Below are 13,070 nucleotides of genomic sequence, written 5' to 3'. Positions count from 1 at the left end.
TCCCCCTCGTAACTCCTGGACTTCCGTACCTGCGGTACGACCCTCGCGTGTGTTACCTCTTCACACGGACCGTCTTCGTGGACCGCGTCTCCAGTGTCATCTCGTCGGCGTCGGCAACCTTCGCCTTCAGCCGAACAGTACCGTTCGCAGCGTCGACGACGTCCACCACCTTCGAAAGCAGCTTCGAAGTATCCGCATTTCCGGAAGCGTCGGCCAGTCGTACGGCACGACCGAGTTGTGCGGTGGCGCCCTCTTCGTCCCCGGCCTTGCGCGCCCGCAGGCCGTCCTGGATCGCCTCGGCGAGCTCGGCCTGACCGGTGTAGTGCGCGACCTGTGCGTCGATGCTGGTGGTGGCCGCCATGTCGTCCGTCCACACCGCCCGTATCAGGCCCTGCGCGAGCGTCCGCGAGAGCCCGCCGTCCTGCGCGGGAAGCATCAGCGCGGCGCGGGCCGCCAGCATCTCCTGACCCACCTCGGCCGCCGGCACCTCGACGCATACGTGGTAGTCGCGGGACTCCTCGCCCCAGGAGCCGGTCGGATAGTCGCCGGAGTGCGGGCCGGCGTCGGTGCGGCGGGCCGTCAGATCCTCCACGGCGGGCGCGACCTGCTTGATGAACTTGATCTTCGAGCCCTGCGGCGTCCACAGGCGCAGTGCCACATCCGCGACTTCCTTGCGCATGGCGGCGGCCATCATGTCCTGGAAGTCCGCGGCGAGACCCGCCGGTTCCGCGACGATGTCGGCGGAGCCGAGGAGCGCGGACGCGATCCCGGTGACCTCCTCGACCTCCCAGTCGGTGCCCACGCCGCGCGCGTCACAGGTGAAGCGGCCGGCGCACGCGTCGAGGGCGGACTTCAGGCTCTCCGGATCCTCGTGCTCGTTGCGTCCGTCGGTCAGCAGTACGCCATGCCGGATGGGACCGTCGTGCGCCGAGAGCAGCTTGTCCGCGAGCCGCAGCCACGAGCCGATGGCCGTGCCGCCGTCCGCGCGGAGCCCGCGCAGCGCGTTCCGCGCCTGGGTGCGGGTCTCCGGGGCGGCGACGGCCAGCCCGCCACCGCCTGGGTACACCTCCGCGGCCTGGTGCGTACCGGCGACGACCGCGAAGGAGACACCGTCCTGGAGCGTCTCGATCGCGGCGAGCGTGGCATCGCGTACGTGGCGCCTCTTCGAGGGCGGGTGGTCCATCGAGCCGGAGCAGTCGATCATGATCACGACCGCGGCGTCCGTACGTGCGGCGCCGGCCGGCCGGGACAGGGCCCGCGCCGGGCCTGCGGTGCCGGTGCCGACTCCGGCTCCGGCACCGGAGCCGGAGGTGACGGTGATGATCGCGTCGACCGCCTGCCCGCCCTCCGGCAGATACTCGTTCTGGTACACGTCGACGGAGAACCTCGGCTGCGCGTAAGGCTCGGCGAAATCGGTCACGTTCCGCTCCTGCTCCGTGGTGAAAGGGAGTCGTCGTCAGACGGGACGGGAGCGGGGACGAAGACGGTTCCGGGCAGCGATGCGCCGCTGGTCACCCCCGTCCGTGTGCGCCTCAGGCCGCCCCGTTTCCCGCTCCTTCATCCGGCGCCGGGAACGGAATGACGGCGACCGTGGCGTTGTCGTGTCCGCCGCCGTCGAGTGCGAAGCCGACGAGACGCTGCGCGGCCTGCAGCGGACGTCGCCGTCCGTCGGGCGGCACGGCCGCGGCCATCTGCTCGGCGGACTCCGCGTAGTTCCAGAGCCCGTCCGTGCACACGATCACGACGCCCGCTCCTTCCGGCTTGTACGAAGCGGTGTGCGGCTCGATCTCATACGCGTCCGCGCCGAGCCATCCCGTGATGGCGTGTGCGCGAGCGTCCGCGTACGCCTCGTCCTCGGTCATCAGACCTGCCGCGACCATCTGGGCCGCCCACGAATCGTCCTCGGTCAGCCGGGCCGGCGGCGCGCCCTGTTCGTCCGGCACCCAGTAGGCGCGGCTGTCCCCGATCCAGCCGACGGTCAGGATGCCCTCCGATGTGATCGCACCGACGATGGTGCAGGCCGGGGCGTTCTTCGAGGGCTCGTTGGGGCCTTCGGCGGCGAGGGCCGTGACCGCGTCGGACGCGGCGATGAGCGCGTTGTGCATGGCCTGTTGCGCGGGTGTTCCCTGCGGCAACGAGTCGCACACCGACGCGCCCGCGGCGCGGGCCGCGGCAGCGGACGCGTCGTCGGGCCGGGTGGCCGAGGAGACGCCGTCGCAGACGACGGCGATGGTCACAGGGGCGCCCGAGGGTGTCACCGCCTCGTGGAGCGAGAAGAAGTCCTCGTTGCGGTGATGGCGCAGCCCGCGGTCGCTGGCGGCCGCCACCGACGCCAACGCGCTCTCCATGTGGTCGCGTTCACGCGGCTGTTTGTGACCGCAGTGGTCGCAGTAGCCGTCGTCGTCCACGGCTCCGGTGCCGCAGGCGACACAAGCGGACCCGTAAGGCGGCAGGCCCTCCGGCGGCGAATCGTCCACGGTGACGCGGGGGTCGGCGGCACGAGGGTCCGGGCCCGGCGGAGCCTCCGGCGCGGGCGGGGCCTCCGGCACCGGCGGGGTCTCCGGCACCGGCGGCGGTGCGGAAGGGTGCGCGGACGCCGGCAGCGGCGGGGGCGGCCCGGGCGGCGGGACCGGCGGACCAGAAGGCCCCGAAGACCCCGAAGACCCCGAAGACCCGGAGAGCCCGGAAGGCGGTGGCCCCGAGGGTAGGTCCGGAGGCCCGGACGGGTGCGCGGACGGCGGCTGCTCGTGCGGCCACGCCGACATCGGCGCAGGCGGCGTCGGCCCGGGCGGCGTGGGCACAGCCGACGGGGGTACGGGCGGCGGCGGCCCCGGAGGCGGAACCGGAGGCCCGGGAGGCGGAACCGGAGGGCCGCCCGTGGCCCCCGCAACCGGCACCCCCGCGGACGTGCCCTCCGCCGGTGCGAGCGTGAAGTCGGGCTCGCCCGCGGGCGTTCCCGGTGCGGACGTTCCCGGCCCAGGCGTCCCCGGTGCAGGCGGTGCCGATCCGGGCGCGAGCGGTGGCGCCGGCGGTCCAGGCGGCGGCGTCGCCGGCACCGCCCCGTTGCCCGGAGCTGCGGGCCACACGTCGCCGTGGGCGGCGCCCGGGCCGGGTGCCGGATGCCGCACGGCAGCCGTGAGATCGGCGCCGCAGACACCGCAGAAACGGTCCCCCACCGCCAGCGGCTCGGAGCAGCTCGGACACGCAGACATTTGATCAAGCATGGTCACACCCACGTCCTGGGCCGAACGGGCAGGCCCGTTCCGCCGGTTCGATCCTCTCGGCGCCGGACTGCGCGAGCCGGACGAGCCAAAGGGCATGTCCGCGGCACACGTGCCGGGGCCGGGACGGCGTACCGCTTCCCGGGTCCCCCTTCCGCGCCCCGGCCCCGTACTCCGGTCACGAGTCCGCCACCCCCTCGGCCCGCGCGGGCCCGCCGCTGCCGCCGCCCTGCCGCGCCGTGAGGACATCCTGTGCCGCGTGCTGATAGCGCAGCACCGCGTCCTCCGCCGCCCGCAGATCGCACGGCGCACTCCACAGCATGCGCCGCGCCGCGTCGTAACGCTCGATCAGCATCCGGTCCTCCCCCATCCCCTGCTGCGCGACCTTCGCCTTGTACGCGTCCAGACGCCCGCGCAGTTCCGCCCGTACCGCCAACGGTGCGGTGACGGCGGCGAGTTGGGCCCGCGCTCGGTCCAGTTCGTCCTCGGCGCGCTGCTCCAGGCTCTCCAGCAGGGGCGAGAGCCGGTGCCACTGGGAACGGCGCCTGTACTCGGCGGCCGCCGACAGCTCCTCGTGCAGCGCCGTCGCGGGTCCGCTCACCGCGGGGACCTCCGAGGCCGCGATCTTGGCCAGCACCTCGCCGCGTGCCTCACGGGCCTCCGCGAGAGTGCGGTCCGCGCGTGACAGCACGTCGCGCAGCTGCATCAGCCGCTGTTCCGAGTCCTGGCGGACGTTGAGCACGGCGTCGATCTCCCGCCGGATGTCCTCCAGTTCGCGCGCGGCGCGGTCGTAGCGTGACGTGTCGGGTCTGCCGCCGCCGGGTGCGCTGCTGCCGCCCGCGGAGGTCCAGAACGCGAGGGGATCGGAGACCACCTCGGCGCGCAGCGCGGTGAGTTCGTCGGTCGTACGGTCCAGATCGTCGCCGGAGGGGTGCTCCCCGGGGCGTACACCCACGGAGTGCGCGAGGGAGCGCACGCGGCGCAGTTCGGCGGCGAGCATGTCTATGCGGGCGGGCAGGGCCGACCAGACCGAGTCGGCTGCCGCGACGACGTCGAGGGCCTGCGCGTACCAGTTGTTCATCCATTCGACGAGGCCGCCGAGCGTCACCTCCTCCGACAGGCGTGCGCCGCCGCCTCCCCCGCCCTCGGCGGGCCCGCCTTCGCCCAGGGCGCTGCCGGGGATCGTGCGGGGACCGCGCAGCAGCCGCGTCAGTTCGGCGAGGTCCTCGCGGCTCGGCCAGCGCCGCCGCTCACGTACCTCCTGAGCCTTCGTGAGGGCGCCGCTGTAGTGCTCGAACACGTTCCACAGCCGCGTGATGGCCGCTTCGGCCTGCGTCCAGCGCTGTGCGGTGGTGCCGGTGAGCTGCGCGCCTTCGAGGAGGCGCCGGCCCGCGTGGTCCTGGAGCGCGAGCAACGACGACTCGACCGCCTCGTGTTCGGCTGTGAGCCGTTCCAGCGCACGGTCGGCCTCCTCCCGGCTCATCACCGGTCCGGTGGGTCCCGCGGGGCCCATCGATCACCTCGCTGCTGTGTCGTGTCTGCTGGTCGGGTCGGACGGTTCAGGCGTTTCAGACGGCTCGGACGGCTCGGGCGGTTCGGTGAGGCTGTCGGTAGGGATCTGGTCGTTCACGGATCTGGCCGGTACGGATCCGGCCCGTGTGGAGGGAGCACGGGCTCAGGTCCGCCCCGTACTCGCGTACGGGCGGCGGGAGTTCCCCCCGTAGTCCGTACCCATCCTCGCCGGACGGCAGCGGTACGGGTGACGGCCGGGGCGCGCGAGCGCGGACGCCGGAGCCCGCACCGGCCCCGTATGCGGCTGCTTCACGGCTTGTCGTCCTCCCCCTGGTCGTTGCGGCGCCCACCCCGCCTACGTTGTGCGATGTGTCTGTCGCAACGGGTTGGGGGCCCACCGCCAGAGTATGACCACGGGGAACACCAACCACACCGTTTCCACAGGGATCTTGTTCGGATCGGGACCTGCGGAGCCCGCTGCGGCAACCCTGGCGACGGGCGCACCCGGCCCGGCTCCCTGGGAACTTCGTGGAAACTCCCTGGGGAACACGCGCCGGATACGGCGGCGGTTCCCCCGGCATGCCCCTTTCCGCCTGCTCACGCGAGCAGCCACAGCCCCTTCGCGCCGGTTGCCACTCCGCCCGCGAGCGCGAGCCCCAGAATGATGCGGCGCGCCCCCTTCTCCGGCGTACGGGCCGCGAGCAGGTGCCCCAGCACGATGCCCGCGCACAGCGTGCCCGCGACCAGGAGCCAGGCGGGACGGGTCAGTTGGGGCAGCCCCTTCGCCCCGGCGGACATCAGGTTGACGGCGAGCCCGTAGAACTGCGCGTTGGGTACGAACTCTCCAGCCGTCCATCCCGCGTTGGCGGCATAGACGGAGAGCGCCGGACCGCCCGCCCCGGCGGCCGAGTTCATGAAGCCGCTGGCCGCGCCCGCGACGACGGCGCCGCCCCTGCCGCGCATGGCCCTGAGACGGGCACCGCAGATCACGAGCAGCACGGCCGCGGTGATCAGCGCCCCGCAGCCCGTCAGCAGCACCGGCTCCGGGAGTCGCAGCGCGAGCCACGCACCCAGCGGCACGGTGAGTGCGGCGGCCGCGACCAGCGGGACCATGGTGCGCAGCTCCACGTGCCGCCAACTCGTCGCGAGCCCCGCGATCCCGATGACGACGCCCGCGCAGTTGACCAGCGCGACGCCCTGCACCGGACCCATCAGCAGCACCAGGCCGGGAGAGGCGAGGAGTCCGAACCCGATGCCGGCCAGCCGCTGCACGGACGACCCCAGCAGCACGACGCCGCCGAGCAGGGCGAGGAAGGGCCAACCGCTGAGCATCGTCCGAAACTAGACGTACGCGCGGGCGTACAGGAGGGGTGACTCCGCGATTCCCTTCCGGAGTGCGGAAGTTCACATCCGTACGAGTCTCCCGGGTACGTCGGCTCACGCCCCGTCGAGCCGCCAGGTGTGCGGCCCGTCCGGATCGTCGAGCCAGGCCCACTGCACGCCGTCCCTGACGGTCACCCCGTAGCGCTCACGGGCCGGACGGCCTGCGCCGCGCCACAGCTCGTACACGTCGTGCGGCTCGGCCGAACCCCCGGCGAGGCCGAAGAGGAAGTGGAAGGAGTCCTGCCGCTGCGCGTGACGCGGGACCCCGCGCGAGGCCGCCGCCGACAGCGGCGCGGCACCCGCCCCGCGCCCACCGCGGAGCGGCACGAAGAAGGCGGGCGTCGGAAGGAACCGGCCCTCGCCGTCCCGTGGCCCGTCCACGCGCAGCGTCACCAGGCCGGTCCCCACCGGGGCGAGGACCAGTGCCCCCGGCACGCACTGCGTGAGCCAGGCGGCGGGCACGGCGGACAGCGCGCACGTCGCGATGACGCGGTCATAGGGCGCGTACGCCGGGACGCCCAGCACACCGTCCCCCGTGACGACCCTCGGCCGGTATCCCGCGGCGGCCAGGTGCTCGCGGGCGGCGCCGGTGATGCCGGGGTCGAGGTCGACGCTGGTCACCCGCGTCCCGCCCAGGCGGTGCGCGAGCAGGGCGGCGTTGTAGCCGGAGCCGGTGCCGATCTCCAGCACGCGCATGCCGTCCCGCACGTCCAGGGCCTCCAGCATGCGCGCCATCAGGGAGGGCTGGCTGCTGGAGGAGATCAGTTCGCCGTCGCGCACGCGCGTGGCCAGCGGTACGTCGTCGTACACGCCCGCGAGCCAGCGCTGCCGGCGCTCAGGGTCGGGGTCCTCCCGCCACAGCCGCTCCTGACCGCCGCCGGAGGCGGGGACGTAGTAGTACGGCACGAAGAGTTCACGCGGTACCTCGGCGAAGGCGGCCTGCCACGCGGGATCGGTGAGCGAACCGCCGGCGACGATCTGCCGCACAAGATCCGAAGCAGCTGGCATGCCTCCACTGTGCTGCGAGGAAGCCCTGCGCGCGAGGCCTGAAGGTGACCTTCCGCAGATAGCCTCCCGCGCATGGCAGAGAAAGCGATCACGGCCGAGGGGCTGCGCAAGCGCTACGGGGAGACCCAGGCAGTGGACGGCGTCTCCCTGGAGGTGGAGCGGGGCGAGTTCTTCGGGATCCTCGGCCCGAACGGGGCGGGCAAGACCACCACGCTGGAAATCATCGAAGGGCTGAGGGAGCCGGATGCGGGCAGCGCCCGTCTGCTGGGTGAGGCGTCCTGGCCGCGGAATCCGGCGCTGCTGCACCGGATAGGCGTACAGCTGCAGGCGTCGGCGTTCTTCGAGCGGCTCAGCGCCCGCGAGCAGATACACACCTTCGCGTCCCTGTACGGCGTCCCCGGTGCACGCGCGGACCAGATGCTCGAGACCGTCGGTCTGACCGACAAGCGCGGCACCCGCGAGAACAAGCTCTCGGGCGGTCAGGCGCAGCGGCTCTCCATAGCCTGCGCCCTCGTGCACGACCCCGAGCTGCTCTTCCTCGACGAGCCCACGACGGGCCTGGACCCGCAGGCCAGGCGGAACCTGTGGGATCTGCTCCGCACGATCAACTCCGAGGGCCGCACCGTCGTGCTGACTACGCACTACATGGACGAGGCCGAGACGCTGTGCGACCGGGTGGCCGTCATGGACGACGGACGGATTCTGCGCGTGGGCGCCCCCGCGCAGCTGATCGAGGAGCTGGGGGTGCGGTCGCTGGAGGACGTCTTCCTCCAGCTCACGGGGAGGGAATACCGCGAATGAAGAGCTTCGTCAGCCTGTCCAGGGCCATGGCGCTCGGGCTGCTGCGGGACCGGGCCGCCGTCTTCTTCATGCTGGTCTTCCCGCTGATGTTCCTGGCGCTCTTCGGCGCCCTCTTCGCCAACGACTCCACGGCGCAGGCGAAGATCGTCCAGGTCGGCGACGTGAGGATCCTCGACGACATACCGGACGCGGAACGCGCGCAGCTGCGCGACGTGCTGAGCATCGAGAAGACGGACGGCTCGGCCGCCGCACGCGCCGAAGCGCTGAAGAAGGTACGCGAGGGCGACACCGACGCCGCCGTCTTCCAGGACGGCGAGGGCGAGATCGCGCTGCGCTACTCGGCCGCCGACTCGGTGCGCTCCGGCAACGTACGCGGCGTCGTCGACTCCGTCGTTCAGCAGGCCAATCAGGAGGCGACGGGAGAGCCTCCTGCCTACCGGCTGACGGCGGAGCGCGTCGAGGACAAGTCGGTCAAGCCCATACAGTTCCTCACGCCGGGGCTGCTGAGCTGGGCCGTCGCCATGGGCGGCGTCTTCGGCTCTGCGCTCAACCTCGTCAGCTGGCGCAAGAAGCGGATCCTGCGGCGGCTGTGGCTGGCCCCTGTGGGCCCCGGTTCGGTGATCGGCGCACGGGTCGGCGTGAACCTCGCACTCGCGTTCGCGCAGACCGCCATCTTCATCGGCCTGGCCACCCTCCCCTACTACGGGCTGCAGCTGTCCGGGAACTGGTGGCTGTGCCTTCCACTGGTCGCCTGCGGCACGCTGGCGTTCATGTCGATCGGGCTGCTCATCGGCTCGTGGGCGAAGACGGAGGAGGCGGCGAACGGTCTCGCGCAGATCATCGTCCTGCCCATGGCGTTCCTGTCCGGTTCGTTCTTCCCGCTGGAGATCGCACCGGCCTGGGTGCGTACCGTCTCCGGCTATCTGCCGCTCACCCACCTCGCGGAGGCGATGCAGGCCGTACTGAGCAGGGGCGAGAGCTGGGGCGCGGCGATGCCGGTGATGGGCGGACTGCTGGGCTTCGCGGCCGTGGTCACGCTGATCGCCTCCCGGCTCTTCCGCTGGGACGACGCGTAGCGCCTGCCGGCGCGGGCCGACCGCGGCGCCCTCGGGCACGGTCCGCGGTCACCGGGGGCGGACACCTGCCGGGACGCCGGGTGCGGAACCCCGGCATGGAAGCCCCGCCCGGCGCCGGGCCAACACCGGCCAGCCTCGCAGCCCTTCCGCCGGGACAACGCGCAGCGCCACCGGCCCGCGCCCACCGCGACGCCCTCGGGCACGGTCCGCGGCAACCGGGGCGGACACCGCCGGGACGGCCTGCACGCCCCGCACGGAAACCTCGCCCGGCCTCGCTGCCCATCCGCCAAGACGACGCATAACGCCTGCCGGGGCGGGCCGACCGCGGCGCCCTCAGGCCCCGCCGCAGCAACCGGAGGCGACACCCGCCGGCACGGCCTGCAGAACCCCGGCACCGGAGCCCCGCCCCGGCACCGGGCCAACACCGCCCGGCCTCGCAGCCCTTCCGCCGGGACAACGCGGGGCGTGCCCCCACAACGCACCTTCCTCGCAACGGCCCGGCCCGTTCGCCAGGGGCGACGCGTCGCCAGGGACGACGCGTCGCCGCGGCCGTGTCCGGCCCGGCGAAAGCCGGAGGGCCAGGGGTCGCGGACCGGCCGCCCGGCCGCCCGGTCGTCCTCCCGTCCGACGACGCCTGATGGCGTCGTGGACGCATCTGCGACCATGGGAGGCGTGATGGAGATTCCGCGCGGCAGCTTGCAGACGCAGACCTTCTACGAGCAGGTCGGGGGCGAGGAGACCTTCCGGCGCCTCGTGCACCGCTTCTACCAGGGTGTCGCCGAAGATCCAGTGCTGCGCCCCATGTACCCGGAGGAGGACCTCGGCCCGGCCGAGGAGCGGCTGACGCTCTTCCTCATCCAGTACTGGGGCGGCCCCCGCACCTACAGCGACCAGCGGGGGCACCCCCGACTGCGCATGCGCCACGTGCCGTTCAAGGTCGACCGTGCCGCGCACGACGCCTGGCTGAAGCACATGCGGGACGCCGTCGACAGCCTCGACCTCGCGCCCGAGCACGAACGGCAGCTGTGGGACTACCTCGTGTACGCGGCCGGTTCCATGGTCAACTCCCCCGACTGAGCCCCCGGTTCACCGCGTACACAGAGGTGCCGCCGGCACCGCCGCGGTGATGCTTACGAATCGGATCAGACCGGGGTGACGCTCAGCCCCGGCCCCTTCTCGGCGCCGCTCCGAACCACCACCGAGCCGGCCTGCGTGCGAAGCCGCAGCCAGGAGCCGGACCGCAGCAGCTTCAGCGGCCCGTCACCCGTGAGGAATCCCAGCGCGTGTGCGGCATGCGCGGCGCGCAGCGGCAGCTGTGTCCGGCCCAGCGGCCGGGACCAGATCTCCTCGGCGAGCGCGTCCAGCTTCTCGCGGGTGCGCTCCTTCTCTCCCAACTGCTCGGCACGCTGACGGAATTCACCGATGGCCGCGGCTGCGACCGTACGCACCGCATCCGCGGGCACCTCGCCGAAGGCCTCCCAGCCGCCACGCGGCGGCAGCATGCCGGCCCACGGCGGACCCGTCACGGCGCTAGGCACGGTGAAGGCCTCCGCCGACTCGTCGATGCCTTCGAGGAGTTCGCCGGCCGACACGGTGACGTCGACCTCGGCCGGCTCGAGCAGCCGCGCCGTCCGCACGGCCAGCACGTCGAAGCGGGCGGGCTTGGCGAAGACGCCGACGGCACCGCCGCCGGACTGGATACGTACCGCCGCAGCCTTCTCCCAGCGCAGCAGCCGCTGCAGCAAGGCGTCGAGCCCCGCGGCCTCTCCCGGGTCAGCGAATACGAGGCGCTGCCGCGCTGTCATCGAAGTAGTCCTCCAGGAACGCCCGTTCGACGGGTGTGAGCCGCCGCGGGTGCTCCTTCTCCAGGTCGTAGGGGACGATGACGGTCTCGGCCCGTACGTAGACCGTCGCCGCGTCCTTGATCTCGTACGCGAGCGTGGCCGAGGCCGCGTTCAGCTTCGTCACCCAGATGTCGACCGTGACCGGCTCGTACCGGTGGAAGAGCGGCCGCAGGTAGTCGATCTCGTGCCGCGCCACCACGCAGCCGGCCTTGAACGGCACCGGTTCTGCCGGGAACGAATCCGAGGCCGAAGACGAGCCCGAGTCCGGATCCGAACCCGAGCCCGAGCCCGAATCCGAGCCCGGCGGCGGGGTACCCGCCGCCTCCCCCGCCAGCCGGAACATGAAGTCGATCCGCGCCTCCTCCAGGTAGCGGAGGTGGACGACGTTGTTGACGTGCCCGTAGGCGTCCATGTCCGACCAGCGCAGGGGACACCGGTATGTGTGACGCACGTGAACCGATCAGCCTGCCTCAGCCGCGGGTGAGCTTCTTGTACGTGGCGCGGTGCGGGCGCGCGGCGTCCGGGCCCAGCCGCTCGATCTTGTTCTTCTCATACGACTCGAAGTTGCCCTCGAACCAGAACCACTTGGACTCGCCTTCATAGGCGAGGATGTGCGTGGCGACACGGTCCAGGAACCAGCGGTCGTGGGAGACGACCACGGCACAGCCGGGGAAGTCCAGCAGCGCGTTCTCCAGCGAGGAGAGCGTCTCGACGTCGAGGTCGTTGGTCGGCTCGTCGAGCAGGAGCAGATTGCCGCCCTGCTTGAGCGTGAGCGCCAGGTTCAGCCGGTTGCGCTCACCGCCGGAGAGCACGCCCGCCGGCTTCTGCTGGTCCGGGCCCTTGAAGCCGAATGCGGACACGTAGGCGCGGGAGGGCATTTCGACCTGGCCGACGTTGATGTAGTCCAGTTCGTCGGAGACGACGGCCCACAGCGTCTTCTTGCCGTCGATGTTCTCCCGGCTCTGGTCGACGTAGGAGATCTTGACCGAGTCACCGACCTTGATGACGCCGGAGTCCGGCTCCTCCAGGCCCTGGATCATCTTGAACAGTGTCGTCTTGCCCGCGCCGTTCGGCCCGATCACGCCGACGATGCCGTTGCGCGGCAGCGTGAAGGAGAGGTCGTCGATGAGCAGCTTCTCGCCGAAGCCCTTGCTGAGGTGCTCGACCGCGACGACGACGTTGCCCAGGCGCGGACCCGGCGGGATCTGGATCTCCTCGAAGTCCAGCTTCCTGGTCTTCTCGGCCTCGGCGGCCATCTCCTCGTAACGGGTCAGCCTCGCACGGGACTTGGCCTGCCGCCCCTTCGCGTTGGAACGGACCCACTCCAGCTCGTCCTTGAGCCGCTTGGCACGCTTGGCGTCCTTCTGGCCCTCGACCTTCAGACGGGACTGCTTCTTCTCCAGGTACGTGGAGTAGTTGCCCTCGTAGCCGATGGCACGGCCGCGGTCGAGCTCCATGATCCAGCCGGCGACGTTGTCGAGGAAGTACCTGTCGTGGGTGATGGCGACGACGGTGCCGGGGTACTGCGCGAGGTGCTGCTCCAGCCACTGCACGGACTCGGCGTCCAGGTGGTTGGTGGGCTCGTCGAGGAGGAGCAGATCGGGCTGTTCGAGCAGCAGCTTGCACAGCGCGACGCGGCGCTTCTCACCGCCGGAGAGGTTGGTGACGGGCCAGTCGCCGGGCGGGCAGCCCAAGGCGTCCATGGCCTGCTCCAGCTGCGATTCGAGGTCCCAGGCGCCCGAGTGGTCGAGCTGCTCCTGGAGCTTGCCCATCTCCTCCATCAGCTCGTCGGTGTAGTCCGTCGCCATCTGCTCGGCAATGGCGTTGAACCGGTCGAGCTTCGCCTTGGTGTCCGCGACCCCGGCCTCGACGTTCTCCAGGACGGTCTTCGACTCGTCCAGCGGCGGCTCCTGGAGCAGGATGCCGACGGTGTTGCCGGGGGTGAGCTGCGCATCGCCGTTGGAGGGCTGGTCCAGCCCGGCCATGATGCGCAGCACCGTCGACTTGCCCGCGCCGTTCGGCCCCACGACACCGATCTTCGCGCCGGGCAGGAAGCTCAGGGTGACGTCGTCGAGGATCACCTTGTCTCCGTGCGCCTTGCGCGCCTTGCGAAGGGTGTAGATGTACTCAGCCAAGAGGAACCGTCCGGCAGTCAGTAGGTTTCGGGGTGCGGCCTCGCCGCATGGGCAGACGACACCCATCTTGCCGCACACTCGCCCGGACCC

11 protein-coding genes are annotated in these 13,070 nt (G+C 71.9%); 3 read left to right on the top strand and 8 right to left on the bottom strand.

All coding sequences use genetic code 11. The annotated features are described in order from the left end of the window. Nucleotides 1–52: 52 nt before the first annotated feature. From ACSMXX_RS22350 to ACSMXX_RS22330, 5 genes are all read right to left on the bottom strand, one after another. On the bottom strand, nucleotides 53–1,420 hold the full coding sequence (locus tag ACSMXX_RS22350; protein WP_473180479.1) for a vWA domain-containing protein: 1,368 nt from the start codon (nucleotides 1,418–1,420) through the stop codon (nucleotides 53–55). A gap of 112 nt (nucleotides 1,421–1,532) precedes the next feature. Then, a complete protein-coding gene (locus ACSMXX_RS22345; RefSeq protein ID WP_473180478.1) occupies nucleotides 1,533–2,549 on the bottom strand; it encodes a PP2C family protein-serine/threonine phosphatase in 1,017 nt (338 codons plus the stop codon). A gap of 850 nt (nucleotides 2,550–3,399) precedes the next feature. Next, nucleotides 3,400–4,704, bottom strand: a complete 1,305-nt coding sequence (locus tag ACSMXX_RS22340; RefSeq protein ID WP_473180477.1) for a hypothetical protein — start codon at nucleotides 4,702–4,704, stop codon at nucleotides 3,400–3,402. Nucleotides 4,705–5,330: 626 nt separating this feature from the next. After that, nucleotides 5,331–6,065 carry a TSUP family transporter gene (locus tag ACSMXX_RS22335; RefSeq protein ID WP_473180476.1) on the bottom strand — a complete coding sequence of 245 codons (735 nt, stop codon included), beginning with the start codon at nucleotides 6,063–6,065 and terminating at the stop codon, nucleotides 5,331–5,333. 105 nt (nucleotides 6,066–6,170) lie between these two features. After that, entirely contained in the window at nucleotides 6,171–7,124 is a 954-nt protein-coding gene (locus ACSMXX_RS22330) for a methyltransferase domain-containing protein (RefSeq protein WP_473180475.1), read from the bottom strand. Nucleotides 7,125–7,196: 72 nt separating this feature from the next. Here ACSMXX_RS22330 and ACSMXX_RS22325 point away from each other — a divergent pair, with 72 nt between their 5' ends. From ACSMXX_RS22325 to ACSMXX_RS22315, 3 genes are all read left to right on the top strand, one after another. After that, nucleotides 7,197–7,925 (top strand): ABC transporter ATP-binding protein, encoded by a 729-nt coding sequence (locus ACSMXX_RS22325; RefSeq protein WP_473180474.1) that lies wholly within the window; start codon nucleotides 7,197–7,199, stop codon nucleotides 7,923–7,925. After that, complete coding sequence (locus tag ACSMXX_RS22320; protein ID WP_473180473.1) at nucleotides 7,922–9,001, top strand: ABC transporter permease; 1,080 nt, start codon at nucleotides 7,922–7,924, stop codon at nucleotides 8,999–9,001. Before ACSMXX_RS22325 ends, ACSMXX_RS22320 begins: the two co-directional genes overlap by 4 nt. 663 nt (nucleotides 9,002–9,664) lie before the next feature. Further along, complete coding sequence (locus ACSMXX_RS22315; RefSeq protein WP_473184909.1) at nucleotides 9,665–10,078, top strand: globin; 414 nt, start codon at nucleotides 9,665–9,667, stop codon at nucleotides 10,076–10,078. A 65-nt stretch (nucleotides 10,079–10,143) separates the two neighbouring features. Here ACSMXX_RS22315 and ACSMXX_RS22310 read toward each other — a convergent pair whose 3' ends face one another. Genes ACSMXX_RS22310 through ettA form a run of 3 tightly spaced genes read right to left on the bottom strand, consistent with a single transcriptional unit; the run spans nucleotide 10,144 to nucleotide 12,980 of the window. Then, nucleotides 10,144–10,806 (bottom strand): DUF8185 domain-containing protein, encoded by a 663-nt coding sequence (locus ACSMXX_RS22310; protein WP_473180472.1) that lies wholly within the window; start codon nucleotides 10,804–10,806, stop codon nucleotides 10,144–10,146. Further along, complete coding sequence (locus ACSMXX_RS22305) at nucleotides 10,775–11,296, bottom strand: acyl-CoA thioesterase (RefSeq protein ID WP_473180471.1); 522 nt, start codon at nucleotides 11,294–11,296, stop codon at nucleotides 10,775–10,777. Before ACSMXX_RS22305 ends, ACSMXX_RS22310 begins: the two co-directional genes overlap by 32 nt. Before the next feature lie 19 nt (nucleotides 11,297–11,315). Then, a complete protein-coding gene (gene ettA / locus ACSMXX_RS22300; protein WP_473180470.1) occupies nucleotides 11,316–12,980 on the bottom strand; it encodes an energy-dependent translational throttle protein EttA in 1,665 nt (554 codons plus the stop codon). Between the last annotated feature and the right edge of the window lie 90 nt (nucleotides 12,981–13,070).

The sequence above is a fragment of the Streptomyces sp. DSM 116795 genome, from assembly GCF_055792905.1.
This window is presented reverse-complemented; position numbering and strand designations above follow the sequence as displayed.